The 23,717-nt window shown below is 39.5% G+C and carries 22 protein-coding genes; 15 read left to right on the top strand and 7 right to left on the bottom strand.

The features are described 5' to 3' along the window. Positions 1-47: 47 nt before the first annotated feature. The 10 genes from codB (at position 48) to hprK (ending at position 9,832) form a co-directional block, all read left to right on the top strand. Positions 48-1,322: a cytosine permease gene (codB, locus tag KFZ56_RS18920; RefSeq protein ID WP_222643765.1), complete on the top strand. Its 1,275-nt coding sequence runs from the start codon at positions 48-50 to the stop codon at positions 1,320-1,322. Continuing rightward, on the top strand, positions 1,312-2,580 hold the full coding sequence (locus KFZ56_RS18915; RefSeq protein ID WP_222643764.1) for a cytosine deaminase: 1,269 nt from the start codon (positions 1,312-1,314) through the stop codon (positions 2,578-2,580). The genes codB and KFZ56_RS18915 overlap by 11 nt, the downstream gene beginning before the upstream one ends. Before the next feature lie 402 nt (positions 2,581-2,982). Then, a complete protein-coding gene (locus tag KFZ56_RS18910; protein ID WP_222643763.1) occupies positions 2,983-3,372 on the top strand; it encodes a hypothetical protein in 390 nt (129 codons plus the stop codon). Positions 3,373-3,478: 106 nt separating this feature from the next. Then, the gene (locus tag KFZ56_RS18905) at positions 3,479-3,883 is read left to right on the top strand and encodes a VanZ family protein (RefSeq protein WP_222643762.1); all 405 of its coding nucleotides are present in this window, start codon (positions 3,479-3,481) and stop codon (positions 3,881-3,883) included. Positions 3,884-4,330: 447 nt separating this feature from the next. Then, positions 4,331-5,452, top strand: coding sequence for an RNA polymerase sigma factor RpoD (gene rpoD / locus KFZ56_RS18900; protein ID WP_222643761.1), 1,122 nt, complete (start codon positions 4,331-4,333; stop codon positions 5,450-5,452). A 554-nt stretch (positions 5,453-6,006) separates the two neighbouring features. Then, entirely contained in the window at positions 6,007-7,509 is a 1,503-nt protein-coding gene (mqo, locus tag KFZ56_RS18895) for a malate dehydrogenase (quinone) (RefSeq protein ID WP_222643760.1), read from the top strand. Between the two features lie 156 nt (positions 7,510-7,665). Further along, positions 7,666-7,773, top strand: a complete 108-nt coding sequence (locus KFZ56_RS20125; RefSeq protein WP_222643759.1) for a LiaI-LiaF-like domain-containing protein — start codon at positions 7,666-7,668, stop codon at positions 7,771-7,773. A gap of 86 nt (positions 7,774-7,859) precedes the next feature. Beyond that, positions 7,860-8,549 carry a DNA/RNA nuclease SfsA gene (gene sfsA, locus KFZ56_RS18885; RefSeq protein ID WP_222643758.1) on the top strand — a complete coding sequence of 230 codons (690 nt, stop codon included), beginning with the start codon at positions 7,860-7,862 and terminating at the stop codon, positions 8,547-8,549. 84 nt (positions 8,550-8,633) lie between these two features. Further along, the gene (locus KFZ56_RS19765; RefSeq protein ID WP_255585247.1) at positions 8,634-8,759 is read left to right on the top strand and encodes a hypothetical protein; all 126 of its coding nucleotides are present in this window, start codon (positions 8,634-8,636) and stop codon (positions 8,757-8,759) included. Between the two features lie 161 nt (positions 8,760-8,920). Then, positions 8,921-9,832 carry an HPr(Ser) kinase/phosphatase gene (hprK, locus tag KFZ56_RS18880; protein ID WP_222643757.1) on the top strand — a complete coding sequence of 304 codons (912 nt, stop codon included), beginning with the start codon at positions 8,921-8,923 and terminating at the stop codon, positions 9,830-9,832. Between the two features lie 234 nt (positions 9,833-10,066). On the opposite strand, the gene KFZ56_RS18875 is transcribed toward hprK, so the two are convergent. From KFZ56_RS18875 to KFZ56_RS18855, 5 genes are all read right to left on the bottom strand, one after another. After that, entirely contained in the window at positions 10,067-11,590 is a 1,524-nt protein-coding gene (locus KFZ56_RS18875) for an AbgT family transporter (protein ID WP_222643755.1), read from the bottom strand. Positions 11,591-12,084: 494 nt separating this feature from the next. Next, positions 12,085-13,293, bottom strand: a complete 1,209-nt coding sequence (locus tag KFZ56_RS18870) for a spr1629 family repressor/antitoxin (protein WP_222643754.1) — start codon at positions 13,291-13,293, stop codon at positions 12,085-12,087. A gap of 29 nt (positions 13,294-13,322) precedes the next feature. After that, complete coding sequence (locus tag KFZ56_RS18865) at positions 13,323-14,069, bottom strand: spr1630 family ClpXP-sensitive toxin (protein ID WP_222643753.1); 747 nt, start codon at positions 14,067-14,069, stop codon at positions 13,323-13,325. Between the two features lie 840 nt (positions 14,070-14,909). Beyond that, positions 14,910-16,103 carry an MFS transporter gene (locus KFZ56_RS18860; protein ID WP_222643752.1) on the bottom strand — a complete coding sequence of 398 codons (1,194 nt, stop codon included), beginning with the start codon at positions 16,101-16,103 and terminating at the stop codon, positions 14,910-14,912. A 538-nt stretch (positions 16,104-16,641) separates the two neighbouring features. Beyond that, positions 16,642-17,151, bottom strand: coding sequence for a helix-turn-helix domain-containing protein (locus tag KFZ56_RS18855; RefSeq protein ID WP_222643751.1), 510 nt, complete (start codon positions 17,149-17,151; stop codon positions 16,642-16,644). A gap of 96 nt (positions 17,152-17,247) precedes the next feature. On the opposite strand from KFZ56_RS18855, the gene KFZ56_RS18850 reads away from it, so the two are divergent. From KFZ56_RS18850 to KFZ56_RS18830, 5 genes are read left to right on the top strand one after another with little or no spacing between them, the layout of a single operon-like run. Beyond that, on the top strand, positions 17,248-17,499 hold the full coding sequence (locus KFZ56_RS18850) for a PLDc N-terminal domain-containing protein (protein WP_222643750.1): 252 nt from the start codon (positions 17,248-17,250) through the stop codon (positions 17,497-17,499). Then, positions 17,474-18,361: an ABC transporter ATP-binding protein gene (locus tag KFZ56_RS18845; protein WP_222643749.1), complete on the top strand. Its 888-nt coding sequence runs from the start codon at positions 17,474-17,476 to the stop codon at positions 18,359-18,361. Before KFZ56_RS18850 ends, KFZ56_RS18845 begins: the two co-directional genes overlap by 26 nt. Beyond that, positions 18,358-19,125, top strand: coding sequence for an ABC transporter permease (locus KFZ56_RS18840; RefSeq protein WP_222643748.1), 768 nt, complete (start codon positions 18,358-18,360; stop codon positions 19,123-19,125). Before KFZ56_RS18845 ends, KFZ56_RS18840 begins: the two co-directional genes overlap by 4 nt. A 12-nt stretch (positions 19,126-19,137) precedes the next feature. Further along, positions 19,138-19,851, top strand: coding sequence for an ABC transporter ATP-binding protein (locus tag KFZ56_RS18835; RefSeq protein ID WP_222643747.1), 714 nt, complete (start codon positions 19,138-19,140; stop codon positions 19,849-19,851). Further along, positions 19,844-21,391 (top strand): hypothetical protein, encoded by a 1,548-nt coding sequence (locus KFZ56_RS18830; RefSeq protein ID WP_222643746.1) that lies wholly within the window; start codon positions 19,844-19,846, stop codon positions 21,389-21,391. Before KFZ56_RS18835 ends, KFZ56_RS18830 begins: the two co-directional genes overlap by 8 nt. Positions 21,392-21,470: 79 nt before the next feature. On the opposite strand, the gene ahpF is transcribed toward KFZ56_RS18830, so the two are convergent. Together ahpF and ahpC are read right to left on the bottom strand one after the other, a co-directional pair. Next, positions 21,471-23,024 carry an alkyl hydroperoxide reductase subunit F gene (gene ahpF, locus KFZ56_RS18825; RefSeq protein WP_222644060.1) on the bottom strand — a complete coding sequence of 518 codons (1,554 nt, stop codon included), beginning with the start codon at positions 23,022-23,024 and terminating at the stop codon, positions 21,471-21,473. Positions 23,025-23,035: 11 nt separating this feature from the next. Next, complete coding sequence (gene ahpC, locus KFZ56_RS18820) at positions 23,036-23,605, bottom strand: alkyl hydroperoxide reductase subunit C (RefSeq protein WP_222643745.1); 570 nt, start codon at positions 23,603-23,605, stop codon at positions 23,036-23,038. Between the last annotated feature and the right edge of the window lie 112 nt (positions 23,606-23,717).

Genomic DNA, 23,717 nt, shown 5'->3' with positions numbered 1-23,717 from the left:
TCTCTTCGGTACCAGTTTCTAACCAACAAATAACTGGAGGGATCGGTATGGCAAGTGTAGAAAAAGAATTCGCGTTACAGGCAGTGCCTCAAGCAAATCGGAGAGGTTTTTGGAAGATTCTCGCGGTGATGCTTTCCTTAAGTTTCTTCTCCGCAAGTATGTTGTCTGGAGGGGAACTCGGAACAGGACTATCGTTTATGCAGTTTATTTGGATTGTATTAACCGGGAATTTGATACTTGGGCTTTATACAGGAGCATTAGCACATATCGCAGCAAAGACGGGGCTGTCCACCCATTTATTAGCTCGCTATGCATTCGGTGAAAAAGGATCGTATATAGCTTCCTTTTTGCTAGCTTCCACACAAGTAGGTTGGTTTGGTGTCGGCCTTGCGATGTTTGCCGTTCCTGTTGCAAAAGCGACCGGAGTCAATGTTTATGTCCTAATTGGAATTTTTGGCCTGTTGATGACGGTATCCGCCATTTTTGGGATCAAGATGTTAACACTATTAGGATTTATCGCTGTTCCTGCTATTGCTGTTTTTGGGAGTTATTCGATGGTGGACGCAGCTGGTGCAGCTGGAGGGATACAAGGATTATTTGATTATGAACCGACGCAGGCAATAAGCATTGCAGCTGCATTAACCATTTGTGTTGGCTCTTTTATTAGTGCGGGCACGCTCACGCCTGATTATGCTCGTTTCTCGAAAACATCACGGTCTGCTGTGATTGCCAATATCATTGCCTTCTTTCTTGGCAATTCGCTGATGTTTTTATTCGGGGCAGTCGGAGCTATGGCTTTTGGCATGAGTGATATATCGGACGTGATGTTTTTACAAGGGCTAATGGTTCCGGCCATCATCGTTCTCGGATTGAATATATGGACGACCAATGATAGTGCATTATACGCATCAGGATTAGGGTTTTCCAACATTACAAAAATCCCGAAACACAAAATTGTTGTTTTCAACGGCATCATAGGGACGGTAACAGCAATGTGGCTTTATAACAATTTTATGGGGTTCTTGACGGTTCTAGGTACCGCATTACCATCGATTGGAGCCATTATATTAGCAGATTTCTTTTTACTAAACCGTGGAAAATACAGGCCGTTTGACACCATGACATTCAAACAAGTAAATTGGATTGCAATAGTCGCATGGGCAGCCGGAGTCGCCATTGCAAATGTTGCTCCAGGTATTCCGCCAATCAATTCCCTATTAGGTTCTGTGATTATTTATGTAGGGTTGATGAAATGTATACCGCAACAGGCAGCCTTACCAGCTAAAATGAAAGGGAAGGAAGAGGTCATTCATGATTATTAAAAATGCAACACTTAGAGGAAGAAATGGACTGTGGCACTTGGTTGTAGAGGATGGGAAGTTCCATGAAATTACACAAACATTCGACAATGTTGAGGGAAAGGAAGTTATTGATGTGGAAGGTGCGCTTGTCCTTCCGCCTTTTATTGAGCCGCATATTCATTTAGATACCACATTAACAGCGGGCGAGCCGGAATGGAATAAAAGCGGAACCTTATTTGAAGGTATTCAACGATGGGCGGAGCGAAAGGAAACGGTAACGATAGAAGACGTAAAAGCCAGGTCAAAACAGGCGTTAAAAATGCAAATGGCTCAAGGGATCCAGCATGTACGTACACATATAGATGTAACAGATCCGGCATTAACAGCGTTAAAAGCCATGCTGGAGGTAAAGGAAGAAATGGCTCCTTACGTGGATCTTCAGCTTGTTGCTTTCCCGCAAGAAGGGATTTTATCTTATCCGAATGGTTTTGAATTACTGGAAGAATCATTGAAAATGGGCGCGGATGTCGTAGGGGGTATTCCTCACTTTGAATTCACAAGAGAATACGGCGTAGAGTCGATGAAGCATGCTTTTGACCTCGCTGAAAAATATGATCGACTCGTCGACATCCATTGTGATGAAATTGATGATGAACAATCGCGATTTGTAGAGGTTGTCGCGAAGGAGGCCTACGAACGTGGATTAGGCACACGCACAACAGCGAGCCATACAACAGCAATGGGCTCTTACAATGATGCCTATACGTCTAAATTATTTCGTCTATTAAAAATGTCTTCGATTAATTTTATATCCAATCCGCTTGTAAACACCCACCTGCAAGGACGATTTGATACGTATCCAAAACGAAGAGGGCTAACCAGGGTCAAAGAGCTGCAGGAAGCGGGACTCAACATTTGCTTTGGCCATGATGATATATTTGATCCATGGTATCCACTGGGAACAGGAAATATGCTGCAAGTATTGCATATGGGAATTCATGCTGCACAACTCATGGGCTATGATGAAATTGTAAATTCCATTGATTTGATCACGAAAAATAGTGCCAAGACCCTGCAAATTGAAGCGGATTATGGAATTGAAGAAGGCAAACCTGCTAACTTTATTGTCTTGGATGCGGAGAATGAATATGAGGTGATTCGGAAGCAGGCTGTGACTAGGTATTCGTTTAGGAATGGTGAGGTTATTGCGGAGACGCAGCCGAGTGAGGCGCGGATTAGGCTTGGTGAGAGGGAAGAGGAGATAGGCTTTGATAACTAGATGGTGTGAGGCACAGCTTTGGTGGGTTGTGTCTTTTTTTGTGTGGGGAGTCGTATAAGCTGGAGTAACCGAGTAGCCTTGGATAGCAATTAAGGCCAATTTGTATTATACCTACACGATCAAAAAAACTGTTATAATTGTCAATATAGAAGTTTAGTTATTCATCAGTAATAATTACTTTCAGGAAAAGTTTCCCAATGAGAGCGAAGGTTTTGGTCATGAGTATTTATAATGAAACATCGACCATTTAGATATTGGAAAAGTAAATTGGCAGATGTCTGAGCAGTTAAGCTTGGATGAATACTAGAGACACGGTGAAAAGGTTTGGACAATGGGAAAGAATCGTATAAGATAAGCATTTGCTTTAGTTGAAATAAACATTCGTAAAGGAGCCTGTTATCGATGAAACTAATGAAGCAGGAGGAGATTGTTTGTTGTGTATGGCCTGGGGTAGCTCTCCCGCTTGGAAAAAACGGCAATCACTTGGTGGATTATTTCGAACAAAATTACGGAATCCATGTCGAATATCTAGAACAAGTGAAGACGTTTTCGGTAAGGGGAATGAAGGGCGGAAGAGTGGATCAGATATTCAATGTGAAGGAAGATAGTGTTGCTGATTTTGCCACTATCAAAACCGGGATAGGGGCTCTTTATGCAAAAGAAATCGTGCAACGTAAAGAGCATTATAAATATAACGAGCGCGTTTATTTGCGGTATTTTAAACAAATTGAGAATGAGGTTGTGAAAGAAGGAGACCTATCCAAAGAGGATGTTTATCAAACGCGGTTTTAACATAAAATGTTACAGCAACCTTTTGGCATGACATCATGAATCATCATGTTCAAAAGCTATTGCTCATTCAGGCTGGTTCCCGCCCATCATTTTAGGAGAGATCGTTTTGCGGATTATTGTTATGTGCTGCTGGACAGCAGTGATGATTGCCTTTTTATTCACCTCGGATCTAATCGCGTTGCTGGACCACGGTGCTTTGGATATCCAAATGACATCACATCCGGATTTTTCATTTTTCGAGATATATGAAATTCGGTTTGATGTACTAATACAAAAAATCGGGCACCTTTTCATGTTCGCCATATGGGTGCTAACGATTTTCTTTGCCATCAAACGATTAAAGGCGGCCGTTTGGATCACGTTGGGGCTTGCCTTCGCCTCAGAGCTGATTCAGCCCTATTTCACTAGGGATGGCCATTTGCTGGATGTTGCATTTGATAGTATTGGAATTCTATTGATGGCGTTTTTAATCCATGTGTTTTTAGAGGTAGCATCGGGTGTTGGGAAGTGAATGGGAGTGGATTCTAGCTGCATGAGGCGCTGCTGTTGTATGGGAGATTATTGTAAAAAAGGCATTTAATACAATCTAATACGATTCATTTTGTTTTCTTGCTTTCTATTATGAAGAGCTGTTATAATGACAATCTACATATATGTGTATGGGGAAACCTCAAAGAGGCAAACCTTTCAAGCTAAATCAATCACATATATGCAAAACAGGTAGAAGACAGAACAGGTATTACGAACAATGTTTGAATTAGGTTGGACATAGGCAGAAAGGGATTTATTACATGATTGGCATTCGTGTGGTTGGTCCCTTTCTGTTTTGACTTGGCAGTAAGAAAGTATAAAGTGCTTTCTTACTGCATAAGTGCGGGCTTTGGTTATCATCCAAAGGCTTGGTGACAACCAAGTTTTCTAACGAGTATAGAGTTCATTAATAAAAGGAAGGATGCTCATGACTGGAAATAACGCCGTTCAAGAAAAAGGCAATCAAAGGGAAGTAGCACTTGGACAGGTTAAAGATAAACTGCTTGACTTAGGAAAGAAACAAGGCACGCTTACGTATGAAGAAGTGGCTGGCCAGTTATCGGGTTTTGAATTGAAAAGTGACCAGTTAGATGAATGGTATGAGTACCTGGATAATCAAGGTATTGAAGTGATTGCAGATGTTGAAGAAGACCCCGAACCTCAACAGATTGCAAAAGAAGTGGAACTTGATGCGACTGATTTTAGTAACCTGACAGGGATAGAAACCAATGATACCGTTCGTATGTATCTGAAAGAAATTGGCAGGACTGATTTATTGTCGGCTGACGAAGAAGTCGACTTAGCGCGTCGGATTGAGGAAGGGGATCAGGTAGCTAAAGAGCGACTGACAGAAGCCAACCTTCGTCTTGTTGTCAGTCTGGCGAAGCATTACACGGGAAGAGGCTTGCAGTTGTTAGATTTGATTCAGGAAGGCAATACAGGGCTCATGAAGGCAGTGGAGAAATACGACTATCGTAAAGGATTTAAATTCAGTACGTATGCTACTTGGTGGATACGTCAATCCATAACACGGGCTATTGCGGACCAATCAAAAACTATACGTAAGCCTGTCCATATGGTGGAAACCATAAATAAATTGACGCGCGTGCAGCGCGAATTATTGCTAAAGCTTGGTCACGAACCCACTCCGGAAGAGATTGCCAAAGAAATGGATCTGCCACTTGACAAAGTGTATCATATTTTAAGGCTTACGCAAGACACTGTTTCACTGGATAAGCCAATAGGAGAGGAAGAGGGTTCTTATTTAGGTGACTTTATTGAAGATCAAGAAACATTATCTCCATCGGAACAAGCCAATTATGAATCCTTAAAAGAACAATTGGAAGCTATATTGGATACATTAACGGATCGGGAAGAAAATGTATTACGACTTCGCTTCGGACTTGATGATGATCACTCGCGTACCCTTGAAGAAGTTGGTCAAGTTTTTGATATAACGCGGGAGAGAATTCGTCAAATCGAATCTAAGGCATTACGCAAACTCCGCCATCCCAGCCGGAGTAAATGGGTGAAGGACTTTTTAGAATAAAACTTATAGAATGAATAGGGTTGTGGTAAATAAATAGCTCAGGTGTCAGCATTATCCTATCCCATCTTCCTTGTTTTGATGTGTAAACTCGGTATAATAAAGAAATAATATAAAGAAGCAAGGAGAGAAAGTCTATTTGCTAGATCACAGACTAGGCACCACCCCCGAAAATTAGAGTAGAAAAATCTAATTTTCGGGGGCGTTTTTATGGTTTGTTGAACATGTTCAGAATGGTATCGATGCTAATCTTGCCATATCAAATGTAACACCAGAGCAGATAAAAGTATTAGAGTGTAGCGGAGTTCGTTCAACGTCATTACTAAAAGCATTCCGCAAATGACTGCAGCGACGTTGTTGGGCGATGATGGATCACTCGCACGACTATTTTTGACGAATCAAAAATTCCACTCTCTACACATTTAAAAATTCCCAAAATAGGTTTATAATAAAAGAATGCGAGAATATTTATTTATCTAACACACTACCTTTATATACCAATCCAAGCAATCTACATATTTTCACGAAATCAAACTTAAAAGATAAGGAAGGATTACATGAGTAACAAGCACACGCAAGCAGATGTTATCTTAATTGGTGCTGGGATTATGAGTGCCACGTTGGGAACGTTACTACAAGAATTAGCACCAGAATGGGACATCAGGGTGTTTGAGAAACTTGCAGGGGCAGGAGAGGAGAGCTCGAACGAATGGAATAATGCGGGTACGGGCCATTCTGCATTATGCGAGCTGAATTATACATCTGAAAGGCCGGATGGCTCTATCGATATAGCGAAAGCTGTAAAGATTAATGAACAGTTTCAGCTTTCCAAGCAGTTTTGGTCTTATCTTGTGAATCGTAATGTCATTTCCGATCCGCATGATTTTATCAGCACGTTACCCCATATGAGTTTAGTGCAAGGGGAAAGTAATGTTGCTTTTTTACAAAAACGCTTTAAAGCGCTATCAACGAACCCGCTATTTCAGGGGATGGAATTTTCTAGTGATACGGAAAAACTGAAGGAATGGATGCCGCTTATTATGAACGGCCGTGAGTCAGATGAGCCGATCGCTGCTACGAAAATGGACGCTGGTACCGATGTAAACTTTGGCGCCTTAACGCGTATCTTATTTGATCACCTGCAAAACACGGACATGGAAGTGAACTACAAGCATAGTGTGGAAGATATTAATCGCAATAGTGAAGGATTATGGGAAGTGAAAGTCCATGATAGGCAGGACGGGAAAATTGAATATCACACGGCAAAATTTGTCTTTATCGGTGGTGGAGGCGGAAGTCTGCATTTACTTCAAAAAACAGGAATTCCGGAAGCAGAGCATATTGGAGGTTTCCCTGTAAGCGGTCAATTTATGGTATGTCATAATCCGGAGGTTATCGAGCAACATCAAGCAAAAGTTTATGGAAAAGCAAAAGTTGGTGCACCACCAATGTCTGTGCCACATTTGGATACACGTATGATCAATGGCAAAAAGACGTTGCTGTTCGGACCGTTTGCCGGTTTCTCACCAAAGTTCTTAAAAACCGGTTCATTGCTTGATTTAGTAACGTCTGTGAAATCAGATAATCTTTTAACCATGTTATCAGCAGGCGTCAAAGAGTTCCCGTTAACCAAATATTTGATGCAGCAAGTTGTATTATCAAATGAAAAACGGATGGAGGAACTAAGGGAATTTATCCCGAATGCAAAAAGTGAAGATTGGGATAATGTTGTGGCCGGTCAACGTGTTCAGGTCATCAAAGATACCGAGGACGGCGGCAAAGGGACACTTCAATTCGGTACGGAAATTGTGAGTGCGAAGGATGGAACCATCGCTGCATTATTGGGTGCATCGCCGGGGGCTTCTACTGCCGTTGACATCATGCTTGAGATTATGGAAAGATGCTTTCCAGAACGATTGAATGAATGGGAGTCAAAAATCAAAGAAATGATACCTTCTTATGGGGTGTCGTTGCCTGATAATCCGGAACTATTGAAGGAGATCCAAGTTTCCATGGAAAAGGCACTTGGTTTAGGCGAGAAAGAACTGGCGTATAGCTAATTTTGAATAAAACTGACGACAGGCCAGATGACTGTATCAATTTTTCGCTCCGGATTGACATGCGATGTAATTTTGGGAATAATTAGCTCGGTATTATATTTGGTAACGATACACTTTGTGCTTTGGGAAGTATGTTAATGGCTGCAAGAGTCTAGCTTGGTTTTTCTCATCGTTGGTTTCGGTTTTCTTTTGCATCAGGCGAATATTATCGACTTCCGACAATTGCTGTCCACGTGGTGGCCGCTCATATTGATGATGAAATAGAAGGGGCATCCCTCACGTGTTGGTTGGACATGATGAGGGGTGTTTTTACGGTAGGTGTAAACCACATTATACTAGGAAGTGATCATATGAAATACGGAGAAATCGTACATGCTCGTCTCCATAAGCGAATAAACAGATTCATTGCTGAAGTTTTCATGGACGGAAAAAAGGAACAAGTACATATCAAAAATACCGGTCGCTTAACAGAGCTTCTTCATCCTGGTGCTGCCGTGATTTTGGAACAGAGTGGAAATCCAAATAGGAAGACAAGGTTTTCGCTCATTGCTGCCGCCAAAAATGGAAGCTGGGTAAATATTGATTCACAAGCCCCGAACAGGGTTGCTTTTGAGGCGATTACGGTAGGGAAAATACCCAATTTTAGCAAGGTAAACGTGGTTAAAAGGGAAGTTACGTTTGGTGCTTCTCGATTTGACCTTTACGTTGAGCAAGAGAATAGAAAAGGATTTATCGAAGTAAAAGGGGTAACACTGGAGAAGGATGGAATCGCCTTATTTCCGGATGCACCGACCTTAAGAGGGGCGAAACACGTATGGGAGTTGGCCAGGGCTGCTTTGGAAGGCTATACGTGTACGGTTCTATTTGTGGTACAAATGAAAACGGCCCGTGCTTTGGTCCCTCATAGAGAAATGGATGCGGCATTTGCGGATGCGTTATTAGAGGCATCACGAAAAGGGGTGCAGATTTTGGCTTATGATTCGATAGTTACAGAAGATGAATTGGTGCTGGATAAAGCTATTCCAGTGTACTTATCTTAAATGAACCGAGTTGGTACTGTTTAGTTAGGAAAAGGAATTATACGTTTAAGTCATTATTCAAATGATTTAGTGGGAGGTAATCTTATGCAACAGTCTTTTAAAACAAAATCGATCATATTTATTATGACCCTGCTTTTCATTGCCGGTATCCTTGATATGAAATATAAAGGGCGATTCTATCGGTTGTTACAGACGTTTCAGAATGACTAGCTTTTCTGTCGGAAACTTTATAGCAAAAAGCATTATTCGCACATGATCTCGTTGTTTTTGTTACACTAGAGGAAATGAACACATATATCGTTAAACATGTGAAACTCTATACAGGTTAACTGTACATGATAGGAAAATAATGGAGATGGAGTGTAGGAGAAGTGAAATCAATTCAGGTTGCGGATTTAGTACGTGAATTTTCTTTAGAAATACTAGCTGGAGAAGATCAATTGCATCGGCCGATTACGAAGTTAAGGACACATCGGCCAGGTTTGGAATTCATTGGTTATTTTGACTTTTTTCCAATGGAACGTGTTCAGATACTTGGGAAAAAGGAAATTGGTTATTTGCATCAGTTAAGTCACGAGGAACGAGACCACAGAATCGGGAATGTAGTTTATTATCATCCCCCGTGTTTTATCGTAACAGCCGGACAAGAGGGTTTGACCTACCTGCGGCAATATTGTACAAAAGAAAAGATCCCTTTACTGATAACCACTGAAACAACAACGGATTTTATTGCCAAGGTGGATGGATATTTAACAAAATCTTTGGCGCCGGAAATTGCGGTCCACGGGGTTTGCCTGAATGTGTTTGGGATTGGGATACTCTTGCGCGGTGAGTCTGGTGTGGGAAAAAGCGAAACAGCCCATACGTTAATTGGCAGAGGACACCGGCTTGTAGCCGATGATATTGTTATTTTGAAAAAGCTGAGCCATCAAACAGTCCTTGGTACGCACAATGAGAAAAACAAGGAGTTTCTCGCATTAAGGAGCATTGGATTATTAAATGTTTCACGTGTGTATGGAAGGAAGGCCTTTCAGGGTGAAACAAGGATCGCATTGGATATTGAACTGACGAAATGGGAGAAGCATTCCTTGAATAATGAATTGGAGATGGAGACGGAAAACACGGATTATATGGGTGTACCTATTCCTCATATTGAAATTCAACTCCAACCAGGCAGGGATGTGGCTGGGCTAATTGAAGCAGCAGCAAACAACTGGTATCTACAGCAGCAAGGCTATAGCGCGGCAGAAGAGTTTATGAACCGGATCGAATCGGATGAGTGAAACATAACCTATTGCTTACGGATGAAGTCCGAGCCGGGAGGGAAAGCCATCAACTCGGGAGAGCAGCCATCCGAAACGGGAGAGCACATCCTCAATTCGGGAGAGCAGCCACCCGAAACGGGAGAGCACACCCCCAAATCGGGGGAGAAACAACGCCCCAATCTCGAAACCAAAAACAGCAGTTTCCCATTAAAGAGAAGCTGCTGTTAAAGCATGAAACATATCAAATCTGATCTACAAATAAACGCTAATTCCCGGTCCAAATGGGATTCCCAGAAATACAAATGCTAACAGTAACAGGATCCATAATGCAAGAAAGATTATGCTGTATGGTAACATTAAAGCCATTAAGGTTCCTAAGCCCGCTTTTTTGTCGTATTCCTGCATAAAGGCGAGGACAATAATAAAGTAAGGATTCATTGGCGTAATAACACTCGTTGATGAATCAGCAATCCGGTAAGCTGCCTGAATGAAAGCAGGGTGGTACCCTAGATAATAAAACATCTGTAGAAAAACAGGAGCTTCTAGCGCCCATAGAGCAGCCCCACTAAAAATAAGTAAATTTAAAAGAGCCGTCAACAAGATAAAGGCTATAACAATGCCAATTCCTGTCATATTAGCAGATTCAAGAAATGAAGCTCCACTCACAGCAAGCCATGAACCGATATTTGTCCATTCGAAATAAGAAATAAACTGAGCCGCAGCAAAAACTAACACGATAAAGCCGGACATATCTTTAATTGCTTCACCCATCATTTTAGCAATAGTGCGGGAGTTTTCAATTTTTTTCGTGGTAATCCCGTAAGCCACGGCGGTGGTAACAAAAAATAGCATAATAATTGGTACAATCCCGTCTAGAAATGGAGAGGGGATCATCCCACCGTCTTCACTTCTGAGTGGTGAATGTGGTAGAAAGAGAATAAGCAACAAGATTCCAATATAACTCATAGCTGCAATCACGGCATTTCGTAAAGCTCGTTTTTCAATTGGCTTTGTAGGCTCAAATTCTTTTTTTGCATCTCCTTCGTATTTACCGAGTCTTGGTTCCACAATCTTTTCCGTAATCAATGCGCCTGTTATAGTTAATAAAAGCGTGGAAGTAATCATGAAAAACCAGTTATCAACAGGTGTAACAGTCACACTTGTGTTTACTGTATCCATTATTTCTGCTGAGATACTGGAAAGTACAGCATCTGTATTGGTTACAATAATATTAGCAGTAAATCCTGAGCCAACGCCGGCAAATCCTGCAGCTAGCCCTGCTAACGGGTGACGCCCTACATTGTAAAACACCATTGCGGCAAGGGGTGGTACGATAATAAAAGCTGCATCAGCAGCTAAATTCCCCAAGATACCTGTAAAAATAACAGCGTAGGTTACAAGTTGCTTCGGAGCCTGTAGAATTGTGTTTTTGATAAATGTCTCCAGTAAACCAACCTTATTGGCAAGACCTATCCCGAGCATCATGGTAAGCACGATTCCGAGTGGGCCGAATCCAACAAAGTTGTCGATCATGGATGTGAGCATATATTGTAGGCCTTCTACGGAGACAAGACTTTTTATGGCAACTTCTTCATTCTCCCCCGGCTGAATAAAGGAAACATCAAAAGCGGATATAATCCAAGATAAAATAATGACGATGACGGCTAAAACGACGAAAAGCATAAATGGATCCGGTAGTTTATTTCCAAACTTTTCAATCCCGTTTAAAAACCTAGTGAACCTTGTATTCTTTGCTGTATTAGTTTGTGTGGACATGGCATTATCACCTTCTTATTTTATAGATGGATTAATCCTATCAGAATAATAAAGTATGAGCAAGAATGGTGATTAATTGGCTTATGGGGGCTAATTGGTGTGGAATTAGCGGACAATGTCTTGTTTTAACGAGTTTAAAGTATCATAAGAAATATACATGAGATATAAGTGCATACTATTCAGAATATAGTATAATCATGGGAGCAAGAAAAAGAGGATGGTTAAGAAATAAAAGGTCGGTGTCTTTCCTATACTGAATAAAAATTAGGATTGACACCTGTATTGTCATTAAAGAAGGGTGTTCAAAAATCCCGGTAAAAATGACACATTGAATTTCGCCGTTGGCTTGTTTCTCCGCTACTCACTGAATGCATACATTCCGTTTCTTGGAAAGAGAAACCACCTTCCCGCGCAAGATCGTCTGCTCGAAACTACGCCACATTGAACTTCTCGGTCTCTTTTATCCTTTTTGAACACGCATAAAAAGCCATATTCTAACTATTCTTTTCACGAATAACAGATGCTAGGTCAGTTACATTAACCAGATCAAAATCCTGTTCTCTAATCAGGTAATTATTAAAAAAGCTCCTATTAATACCTGTTAATCGATGAAAGAAAGTGGTTTCTGCCATCCAATCATTTTCGATCATCTGGCGGATATCAACCATTCCCTTTTTAGCAACTAGATCAATGATCGATTTCACCTTTTGCGGCTTTTGAATGGGTATTGATTCATCTAGAGGCTCTCGTTTTAAATAACCTTTTCGGTGAAGAGCCGCATAAAAATTGCGATGATTTTTCGCATCCAGTATACCTAAATGGGCCGCTCGATATCCTAAAACTTGCAATGATGTTTTCCATTTCTTCTTTAGGTCCATATATGCGTCTGGATTTGTTACGCGGGCAATATTTTGCATATCGGTTAAAAATGGTGCTTCAGGCAGAAGGAATGCGCTTGCGAACTGATTAGCCTCATTTTCAATTGCCTTTTGTTCTTTTCGATCTAAACTGGTAAATTCAACTAGATAGTGAAGCAACAGGTGACCGAGTTCATGTGCAATATCAAAATTTCTCCGAACTGCAGATTGTTTCAAGTTTCCTAAAATGATAAAAGGGCGATTCTGTTTCGTCCACAAACTATAAGCATCAATCTCTTCACCAATTGCTTTTTCAAAAATAAACACACCGCTTTTTTCCACTAAAAACATAAGCTCATCATTTGTGTCATTACTAAATTGTAGTTCTTGACGTGCTAATATGGCTATATTTTTTATCTGGGTTTCTCTATCTTCATTAGAAGTATTTAGATAATTAATTACTTCATTTCTTAGTTGAATAACTTTTTGGGTAGGATAAGCCACTTTAGCCGTTAAATAGTTAACGAAGCTATCTAAAAATGCCATATGCTTTGCTTCTGCTTGCGTTTTAGAAATAACGTTCATTATTTTTGAACGGTATGCAATGTTCATCACTGGTATATTGTCTGCTTTTATATATCGATGAAGTACATCCTTTTTATAAAAATATTTGGATTTTACTTGGAAAATTGATTTTAGTTCATTAACAATTTCCATTCTGGGTGATGTATAATTATTTTCGTATTGCCAAACGGCCTGTTCTGTTACACCTAACATCTCAGAGAGCTGTTTTCGTGAAAACCCTAGCATGATACGCAGGTTGGTTAAATTTTCACCAATAAACATAACGCTCCCCCTTATCTAAAATAGAGTATTTATTTATTTTCTTCATCTTCAAAGATTCCAATATCGTATTCTCTAGGATCGATTAAATCATCGTCTGGTTTCGGTGCAACGATCTCTCTTTCGTCATCGCTTAACGCTGCTCCAGATATATATTTGGAAAGATCCTCTACCATATATGCTATATTATCATCTGGATTCGGCAGATAATGCGCGATTTTTGAAATTTGATATGCGGCGTCAATTTCATAGGTGAGAATATGGAACTCATTATATGATGATTTAAATTGGTCAAGCTCATCTTTTACTTGTTTCTCGGTAATAAAAAATGATAATTGTTCACTATATTCAATTCTACTTTCTTGGTTTGAATGAGCAGCAGGAAAATCTAGGTTTTGGTTAATTTTTGAAAGCTCATGCAGGTAAGTTCGGCGTACTCTTTGATTTATGTCTTTGTTGGGTAGTACGGCCTGGGAAAAATTATTTTCATTAAAATAAGTTGCATTTTTGATAAGGAAAATCTTTTTTGTGTCATCATGTATAAATTGTAGATAATCCCATGTTAGGCCAGCTTTTGCTTTCTTGTATAATAAATGGAGATCACTACTAATATCTGCAATTTGACTTTCAATAAAATTTCCTTTTGTCCATGCAAAAGCAGAACTAATTTTCATTTTTTCATGACGGTCTTTACGGTGCTCAACGTAATTTCTATAACCTTCAACAATAGCATTAACAATCTCTTTACTATGTTCTGCATCGAATTTATATTGTTCCACACCTATCACTCCTGAAAAAATAGTTAATTTCATTTTAAATCAGATTAGCAAATAAAGATATGATTTTTGTATATTTTTTTAAAGTTTATATGAAATTGAGAATAGATTTTATAGTAAATTTCTCTCTACGTCGACATATATTGCTTTTCACTTGGAATCGTCACCTAACCACCGATATCTAAACCAACAAATACGTATAAGTCAATTTCTAGGGTCTCCTTGCCTCGTTTTTTGTTTCCATTTACGTCATCGCTTCATCTGGAGCTAACTTCTTTTTCATCTAACCTACATCCATTCTCCCTTTAGTCTTCCTTTTTATTTTCCAGTAGCTTTGTTTATATACGTATTATACAGGAATTTATCACAGTGGTTATAAATAATATAATCATATTTGAAAAAGTAAACAGGACGAACCATTGTGGCCGTCCCTTTGTCCATGCCTAGGAAATTATAAAATTATTTGCTTGGGCATAACGTATTATTGATTAATGGCTACGTCCAGCTACAAGCGCCAAAAACGAGGAGATAACACGAGAGCTCCCTACGATAAAGAAGACTTGGCGACTGACAAGCCGACAGGCGCAGGCAGAGCCATAGTCGCACTTATGCCTGTGGCGAAAGTCATCATCGGTTCACTTGACAAAGGAAGGCCGACTAAGAACGGCCTTGCCGGCCAACGCACGGCTCCCCTGATGCAGGGGCATGATTCCTTTTCGCTTTCCAAGCATAAGATTCACGTAGACTTTCGCCATTCATTGGCGACAAGTCACGTTCATCTAATCTCAGTTGCAACGCGGGGGTCTCTACGTTTTTAACCAGGCGCTTTTCGCTTTTGTTCATTTATTCATAAGCCTCTTCAGAAGCTGTAAATAATGATTTATCTTCTACTTTATGCGTTACAACCATCAGAATCATACCGAATAAAATCATTCCTCCAGCGATAAAGGTAATTTCCCTGAATGAAAAATGATTTGTAAGCAGGAAGCTGCCTAACGTTGCGCCGATAGAATTTGCCAGGTTGAATACAGATGCAGCAATCGTTCCGGATAAGGCTGGTGCCTCCGTAGCTGCAAGGATAATTTTCGCATTTAATATCGGTGTCGTACCAAATGTTCCGGCGCCAAATAGGAAACAAGCTATATAAGTGAGGAAAGGGTTCATTAATAGGAAAGTGAAACTGATCAGCACGATCCCTAAAATGGCCAGGGACATAATCAAGCGCTCTGTTAATACTTCCGGCTGGATTCTCCCAGAGACAAAATTTCCTATAACTGCGCCAAGACCAAATAGAAATAATCCGATGGTTAATCTAGTTACATCAAATCCGGCAAGCTCCCTTAGCATTGGCTCGGTAAACGTATAGGCAGTGAATACACCAGAAAACCCAAAAACAATTACTGCAATCAGCATCCAGACATTTTTATTTTTCAATACGGCTAATTCGTTCGTTAATTTAGGGACTTCATTTTGTTTCATATCAGGTGTAACGACCAGAAGGCCGATTAAATTAACTGCTCCCATCAAGGCAATAAACCAGAATACGAGTCTCCAATCAAGCAATCCGCCAATATAGGAGCCAAACGGAACACCAAGCATCACGGCAATGGTAAGTCCTCCCTGTACTGCAGCAATGGCGCTTGTACGTTTATGGGCGGGAGAAATGTCGACAGCCATACTCATGCTCAGACCAAAAAAAGGTGCATGCATGGAGGCAGAAAGTAGCCGTGATAAAAGGAGTATTTCAAAAGTAGGAGCCGTTGCAGCAATGATATTACTTATTATAAAAATGGACATCAATGCGATTAACAGCGGCTTTGGTGAAAATTTAACCGTCAGCATTCGTAGCAACGGTCCACAGACAGCAACGCTGATAGCATAAACACTGAGCAGTAATCCAGTTGTAGAAACCGCCACATCCAGATCAGCGGCAAATTGCGTCAATAATCCGGTTACTGCATATTCTGTCATACCAATCGCAAAGGTACCAATCATAAATATGGATAAAATCATGTTTCTAGAGAATTTCATAGCCATTCCGAACACTTCCTTTCTGTCTGACTAAAAAAACAATAGCACTATCATAGAGGAAGAGACGGCTGCATGTCTAGGTCTTTGTTTGAAAAAAATAAAGAAATAATTTTCAGATGAATGACAGCGCTATCGCTGGTATAGCGCGGGAAAGAGGTTTTGAAAAAGTAGTAAGGAGAGCACTTTAGAAGAGGTGGGACACAAGGTGAAATGATATCGTGAAAGCATCTTTATCCTTGGGCTATGACAAAGTTCCCTCTTTTTGCAGAGGAAAAATAACCCCTTCTGTCGCATATAGTGATATCCACCTGTGAAGGAAATCAGATTGCTGAAAGGGTTATTTATAATGGTCTAGCCTATTCAAGCGGTTGACCATACGCATTTCATCTTACGCATATTTCGAAGAAGCTACCTTCCATTGGTGTATCATTGCCCGGACGGCGTGGTGGTGCGAGCTCTTTCGCTGCCTGCGGCCAAACTTCTTAGCGATCAGAATATTTTATAGTACAGCAGGTTACAGATAATTGCGATGAAACAAAATAGATTAGGGGACGATCACTAATGAAATGGTCCTTTCTTTACCATGCTCATCTTGTGCTTCATGATAATATTTATTGATCAACTGATTAAGGTCGGCTTGAAATTCCTCAAATTGAGTCTCTCCTAAATGTAACTTGGAGATGGAGAATGTGGATTGGTCTTTTTCATCAATTGTTTCATGATAATTTTGATAGGCATTTAGCACATACATAAAATAATATGTTACAAAATTCATCTTTTCATTGTAAGTTGCCTGATTCCATTCATCCTCGCCTATTTTATACGCTTTCGTTTTTATCGCATAAAACTTCTCTTCCCCGGATCGTACTTTCTTTTTCTTGGTAATTTTTAATAACCCATCCTCAAACATGGCGTTGACATGCCTATATAACGTAGCCTGTGGTATATCCTCTAACAATTCATTTAATTGCATGATGGATAATCCCTCTTGTTTATCGATCAATTCTAATGCAATTTTAAACCGCGTTTGATTTTTAAATAATCCAAATTCCATATAGTTCACCTCACTTTATTATTATCATAATTGATATTTAATGAAAAGTATAATATAATTATCATTATCAATAATGATAACAAAGGGAGTGACATGATGAATACAGATATGAGCGTCTTAAAGGAAGTGGATTGGGGAGCTATTTTGCCATTGATTATTCCGGTTTTGGCTTTGCACTTGCTGCTTTTAGTCGTGGCATTAGTTGATTTATATCGTCGGAGGGGAATGGTGAACCGACCAATCATTTGGTTGATCGTCATTGTATTACTCAATACTGTTGGGCCTATTAGTTACCTCATAATTGGAAGGAGAATGGTCAAAAATGATCGCCGTTCATCATGTAAATAAGTCTTTTAGAGGCAAACAAATATTAAAGAATATTACCTTTGCTATTGCAGAAGGGGAGTGTATCGGCTTATTAGGGCCGAATGGCGCTGGTAAAACGACGTTGATTAAATGTATGACGGGTATCATCCACTATAAAACCGGTAATATCACCTTTCATGGCCAAGATATTTCAAACGTTAAGAAAGATATCGGTTACTTGTCCCAGCACACCGATTTTAAACAGTGGATGACTTGTGAAGAATCGTTACGATTTTTCGGCAGCTTATCCGGTTTACGTAAAGATTATCTTGATCAGCGAGTTAACGATGTCCTTACGGAAGTAGGGTTGAAAGACAAAAACAATGATAAAGTGGAAGAATTATCTGGGGGAATGAAGCAGCGATTAGGCATTGCACAAGCTATTTTACATCGTCCAAAGCTTTTAATCTTAGATGAGCCGGTTTCTGCACTTGATCCAATTGGCAGAAATGAAATCAAGAACGTCATAAAAAGGCTTAAGGCACACACAACGATTTTAATATCTACCCATATTCTGGATGATGCAAGTGAGTTTTGTGATCGATACATTATTATAAAAAGTGGAGAAATCATTGGAAATATAACGAATCAAGATGAAACGGTCAATCGTAAAAAAGTCTATGTCCAAGTTCATGTAAACAAAAAAGCATCAACCATGAATTTAGATGCCCCCTACGAGTTGCAAGAAATAAAAACGGGACAATTTTTAGTTACTAGTAATGAACCAATCATTTTTTCTCGTCTGATAGAACAATTGGATAAACATAACATTAACATAAATGGTCTGGCATACGAGAAGAAAGATGTAGAAAACATATTTTTAGAATTGGTGTCGGAAGTATGAGAAATATATCTATTCTGTTCAAAGTTGAGTTGTTAGAGGCTGTTAGGAATATTAAATTTCTCTGGTTAGCATTATTTTTTACCATTCTTGGCGTAACACAGCCACTAATTGATAAATACATGGAAGTCATTCTCCAAAATTTTGGAGGTATGAAGGGGATTATGATTGACCCTAATGCCCCTGAACCACAAGCCAATGAGGTCTTACTTGCTACTTTTTCCGGACAATTTAATCAAATCGGATTAATCGTACTCATCATTAGTTTCATGGGGATGATCACCAGTGAAAAGAACAGTGGCGTGCAAGGTTTTATCTTCACAAGGCCCGTATCCAGTTTAGAATATATTAGCTCCAAACTTTTGGGAAACTGGTTTATCAGTATGGTATGTATCTCGATTGGGTCATTGATTTCCTATTTTTACACGATTTATCTTTTTGGGTATTATTCGATCACTGATTTTTTATGGTTTCTTCTATTTTACAGTTTATGGATTCTTTTCGTCATAAGTATAGCGGTATTATTTAGTACGATCATCAAAAGTTCGATGTTTGTTGGTGTCGTCACGATATTATTATCTGTTGTGTTGATGTTATTGGGAAATATCAATGACAGCCTTTCCTTATTTTTGCCAAGTGGGGCACTTACATTAGCAGAAAGTCAACTTCTTCAAAAGCATAGTCCAAATCTGTTGTTGACCATTGCGCCAATTGTTTACATGGTGATTAATATCTATGTGGCTAATGTCTTCATCAAACGAGTCTAGGAGGAATAGAAAATGTTATCAGTCAAAAATATAAGTAAAACATATAAAGGCTCCAATAAAGGGGTTAAAAACGTGTCTTTGGAATTAAACCAAGGTGATATCTGTGCATTTATTGGAGCAAACGGTGCAGGTAAAACCACGACGATTAAATCAATTGTTGGCATTCACGCATTTGACGAAGGGGAAGTGACGTTATGTAATACGGATGTCAAAGACACCCCGGAACATTTTAAATCTTTGATCGGCTACGCTCCTGACACACCTATGTTATATGATAATATGACAGGGAAGGCCTATATTGAATTGGTAGCTTCCCTCTATAAAATGGAGAAAGTGGCATTAGATCAAAATGTAACGTACTTGCTAAAAAAATTAGAATTGGAAAATGCTATCCATGAACTGATTTCCAGTTACTCACACGGAATGAAGCAAAGGCTAGTCCTAATTTCGCTGTTCATGCATAACCCGAAACTCATTATTTTAGACGAACCATTTGTTGGTTTAGATCCAAATGCAACCCATTTTTTGACCAGCGAAATGAAACGTAGGGCAAACGAAGGTGTCATCATTTTATATTCTACACATGTACTTGAAGTAGCCGAAAAAATTTGTAATAAGCTAGTAATCCTAAATAAGGGAGAAGTGGTTGTCAATGATACGATGGAAAACGTTCTCCAAGAGGCATCATTAAATGATATATTTCGGGACGTGATGTCGGATGAATAACCTGAAGTTATTGTTTTTATTTCGGTTGAAAAATCAAATGAAGATTTCTAATTTAACGAATGCCAATAAAGAAGTACGAAAATATGCGATTTACACCATTTCAGGCTACATTGCCGCATTTTTCATGTTTTTAGGATACATACTATTTATTTCCATAGATGTAACGATGGATAATAACATGCAAGCTTTTTTTGTATTATTATCGTCCATCTTGTTTTGGGTCTTTGGAATATGGAATATACTGAGCGGGCCGGATGACCTGATAGAAGCTAAGGACCATGATTTCATTTTTAGTCTGCCGATGAAAAACTGGCAAGCCAAACTGCTTCCCTTATTTAGTAGATATATGATTCATATTTTCCTGACTGCTATCGTTTTGATTTTTGGATATATACTAACGATTACGTATATCCATCATTTTTTCTTTGTACTGCTTCTTGTTTTATTGTTAAGCTTTATCATTCCGTTCATCTCCATCAATGTGACTTTCTTAATCTCATTGTTCGTACGATATATTCTAACCCTTCTTCAATGGCGTAACAATGTAACGGAAGCAATGATTACTTTGGTGCTTTTTGTGACCCCATTTATTTATTTTATACGCAATACACAGTCTATTGACTATAAAGAAGCCTTGATACATGCATCTATTTTGCGGTTTTCGCTTGATGAAATCAGCAGCTTTCATTTTCTTGTGAATGTCATTTTGTTAATTGGTATTGCGGTTGGGACCACTTTTATTGTGATATTTTTATTAACTGCCTTTCATCGTTTTCTTTATGAACTAAAAGAGAAACAGCCAAAGCGAAGGAATATAAACACCACATGGAAGGTAAATTCACCCTTCATCGCATTATTGTCAAAGGAAATGAAACTGTATGTTTCTTCACTCACTTATGTAAGTAATACGATTTTGACTCCCGTAGCAATCATCGTATTAAATCTCTGTATGTTAAGTGGATTAACCCCAAATATTCATTCGTTTTCGTATGATATAAACGGATTTGCCATTACAGCCCAAGATATATTTACATTCATTATTTTCGCATTTGTCATTCTTACAACAACCACTTCTTGTAGTCTTTCATTCGAAGGTAGAAGTATTTGGATCATGCTAGTGGCTCCTATTTCTACCATAAAGATGGCATTAGCGAAAATTTCAATTAATATACTTTTATTTTTACCAGGAATCGTTTTAACTGCAATCGTATATAATCTGGTATTTGATGTACGTATATTGTACTTACTAGCAATTGTTCCATTATTATGTTCCACATTACTCCTCATTAGTACTGTTGGTTTTTTCATAAATTTATACTTTCCAACCTATACATGGCGTAATGATATGGAAGTAGTCAAACAGAGTAAAGCTACTGTCATTACTGCAATTATAAGCATGGTTATAATTCCATTCATTATTTTTGTCGCGTTTTTAGATCATATAGTTGTACTATTATTAGCCATTATAATAGAAATTGCCATAATTATACGTATGTTGCTGAAAGTATCAAGGGTTAACATGAGGGTAAATGAAGTATAAGATGGCTAGGCTAAAAATCTCTAATGTGTAAAAACATCACTGCGCTACTAGTGAGATACGCGCAGTGATGTTTGAAATATCACGTTAAGCTTGGTTCTTCCACTTCACTTCGGATGAGATAATCGAATGCACTTAAGGCTGCATTTGCACCGGATCCCATGGAAATAATGATCTGTTTGTTCGGATCATCGGTACAGTCTCCTGCAGCAAATATGCCGGGTACATTGGTTGTACCATGTTTGTCGATAACAATCTCACCGAATTTATTTCGTTCAATGGTGTCGCCCAGCCAATCGGTATTTGGTAATAGACCGATTTGAACGAATACACCTTGTAGTTCAATATGGTGCTCTACTCCTGTATCACGTGCTGCATACGTAATACCATTTACGTTGTCTTCACCGGTGATTTCTTTTGTTTGTGCATTTTTCAGGACAGTTACATTCGGTAGACTGTATAGACGATCCTGCAGTACAGAGTCGGCTTTCAACTCTGGTGCAAATTCAAGAACTGTGACATGCTTCACAATTCCGGCCAAATCGATAGCTGCCTCAATACCTGAATTTCCCCCACCAATGACGGCTACGTGTTTTCCTGCGAATAATGGACCATCACAATGTGGACAGTATGCGACACCTTTGTTTCTGAATTCATCTTCGCCGGGAACTCCTATTTTACGCCAGCGTGCACCTGTCGCCAAGATAGCGGATTTGCCTTTTAGAACAGCACCGTTTTCCAGTTCCACTTCGATCATGTCCTTTTTCTCTATACGTTTGGCGCGTTGCAGGTTCATGACGTCGATGTTATAGTCTTTCACATGTTCCTCTAGGTTTGCGACAAATTTTGGACCTTCGGTGTGCTTGACACTGATAAAGTTATCAATGCCTGCAGTATCATTGACCTGACCACCAAAACGCTCAGCTACAATACCTGTTCGAACTCCCTTACGTGCTGCATAGATAGCGGCACTAGCAGTTGCTGGTCCGCCTCCGACAACAAGCACATCGAATGGGTCTTTTTCAGCAAAGTCTAAAATATCTGGCGCATTGCCCATTTTGGCAATGATTTCTTCCAGTGTCATACGACCATTTCCGAATGATTCCCCATTTAGGAACACGGTTGGTACTGCCATGATGTTTTTGCTTTCTGCTTCTTCTTTAAAGGCTGCACCATCGATCATGGTATGCGTAATGTTCGGATTGAGAATACTCATTAAGTTTAGAGACTGTACGACGTCGGGACAATTTTGGCAGGTCAGGCTGATATAGGATTCAAAGTGATATTCACCTTCCATATTTTTAACCTGATCAATCAGCTTCTGGTCTGCTTTCGGGGCTCTGCCGCTTATTTGCAGAAGCGCCAGCACCAATGAAGTAAATTCGTGTCCAAGCGGGATACCTGCAAACGTTACCCCAGTGTCTTCACCCGGACGATTTACGCTAAAACTTGGTGCTCGCTCCAGCTGTGCTTTCTCGACTTTAATGTAAGATGACATGGTGGCAAGTTCATCCACTAGTTCTAACATGTTACGGGAAACTTCATCAGATCCCACACTAACAGTGAGTAACACATCGTCCTCCATCATTTGTAAGTATTGGGAGAGTTGTGCTTTTATGTCTTTATCCAGCATCAGTGATTCACTCCTTAAATTTTACCAACAAGATCAAGGCTTGGTTTCAGTGTTTCCGAACCTTCTTCCCAATTTGCCGGGCAAACTTCACCTGGATTCTCACGTACATATTGCGCAGCTTTTACCTTGCCAACAAGTGTACTTGCATCACGACCGATGCCGTCTGCGTTAATTTCAGCTGCTTGTACTACACCATCCGGATCAATGATGAATGTACCACGTTGTGCAAGACCTTCTTCCTCGTCCAGTACATCGAAATTGCGGGTAATCGTTTGTGAAGGGTCACCGATCATCGTATACTCGAGTGTGCTTATAGCATCTGAATGATCGTGCCATGCCTTATGAACGAAATGTGTATCGGTTGAAACGGAATACACTTCAACGCCAAGGTCTTTCAGGGTTGCGTATTGTTTTTGAAGGTCTTCAAGCTCTGTAGGACACACGAATGAGAAATCTGCAGGGTAAAAGCAAACAACATTCCACTGTCCTTTCAGGGTTTCGTCGGTAATCTCGATAAATTCGCCATTACTGCTATTGTAGGCCTGTGCTTTGAATGGTAGTATTTCTTTTCCAATTTGGGACATGATACATTTCCTCCTTGAATTCTTTTTGATTAGAAATTTTTCATTCACAAATTATAATAATTCTAATCAATATTAATCATCACATGAAATAAGTCTTATGTCAATTGGAATT

This window comes from Virgibacillus sp. NKC19-3 (assembly GCF_019837165.1).
In the GTDB taxonomy this organism is placed as follows: domain Bacteria; phylum Bacillota; class Bacilli; order Bacillales; family Amphibacillaceae; genus Virgibacillus_L; species Virgibacillus_L saliphilus.
Note: the sequence above shows the minus strand (reverse complement) of the source record. Positions and strands in the feature narration are given on the sequence as shown.

What these genes read in the sequence shown, in the direction of transcription:
- KFZ56_RS18855 (WP_222643751.1), bottom strand. Translation starts at nt 17,151, where the DNA reads ATGGAATTTGGATTATTTAAAAATCAAACGCGGTTTAAAATTGCATTA.
- KFZ56_RS18845 (WP_222643749.1), top strand. Translation starts at nt 17,474, where the DNA reads ATGATCGCCGTTCATCATGTAAATAAGTCTTTTAGAGGCAAACAAATA.
- KFZ56_RS18830 (WP_222643746.1), top strand. Translation starts at nt 19,844, where the DNA reads ATGAATAACCTGAAGTTATTGTTTTTATTTCGGTTGAAAAATCAAATG.
- sfsA (WP_222643758.1), top strand. Translation starts at nt 7,860, where the DNA reads ATGAAATACGGAGAAATCGTACATGCTCGTCTCCATAAGCGAATAAAC.
- KFZ56_RS18875 (WP_222643755.1), bottom strand. Translation starts at nt 11,590, where the DNA reads ATGTCCACACAAACTAATACAGCAAAGAATACAAGGTTCACTAGGTTT.
- codB (WP_222643765.1), top strand. Translation starts at nt 48, where the DNA reads ATGGCAAGTGTAGAAAAAGAATTCGCGTTACAGGCAGTGCCTCAAGCA.
- KFZ56_RS19765 (WP_255585247.1), top strand. Translation starts at nt 8,634, where the DNA reads ATGCAACAGTCTTTTAAAACAAAATCGATCATATTTATTATGACCCTG.
- KFZ56_RS18850 (WP_222643750.1), top strand. Translation starts at nt 17,248, where the DNA reads ATGAATACAGATATGAGCGTCTTAAAGGAAGTGGATTGGGGAGCTATT.
- KFZ56_RS18870 (WP_222643754.1), bottom strand. Translation starts at nt 13,293, where the DNA reads ATGTTTATTGGTGAAAATTTAACCAACCTGCGTATCATGCTAGGGTTT.
- ahpC (WP_222643745.1), bottom strand. Translation starts at nt 23,605, where the DNA reads ATGTCCCAAATTGGAAAAGAAATACTACCATTCAAAGCACAGGCCTAC.
- rpoD (WP_222643761.1), top strand. Translation starts at nt 4,331, where the DNA reads ATGACTGGAAATAACGCCGTTCAAGAAAAAGGCAATCAAAGGGAAGTA.
- KFZ56_RS18860 (WP_222643752.1), bottom strand. Translation starts at nt 16,103, where the DNA reads ATGGCTATGAAATTCTCTAGAAACATGATTTTATCCATATTTATGATT.
- KFZ56_RS18915 (WP_222643764.1), top strand. Translation starts at nt 1,312, where the DNA reads ATGATTATTAAAAATGCAACACTTAGAGGAAGAAATGGACTGTGGCAC.
- KFZ56_RS18910 (WP_222643763.1), top strand. Translation starts at nt 2,983, where the DNA reads ATGAAACTAATGAAGCAGGAGGAGATTGTTTGTTGTGTATGGCCTGGG.
- KFZ56_RS18835 (WP_222643747.1), top strand. Translation starts at nt 19,138, where the DNA reads ATGTTATCAGTCAAAAATATAAGTAAAACATATAAAGGCTCCAATAAA.
- KFZ56_RS18840 (WP_222643748.1), top strand. Translation starts at nt 18,358, where the DNA reads ATGAGAAATATATCTATTCTGTTCAAAGTTGAGTTGTTAGAGGCTGTT.
- mqo (WP_222643760.1), top strand. Translation starts at nt 6,007, where the DNA reads ATGAGTAACAAGCACACGCAAGCAGATGTTATCTTAATTGGTGCTGGG.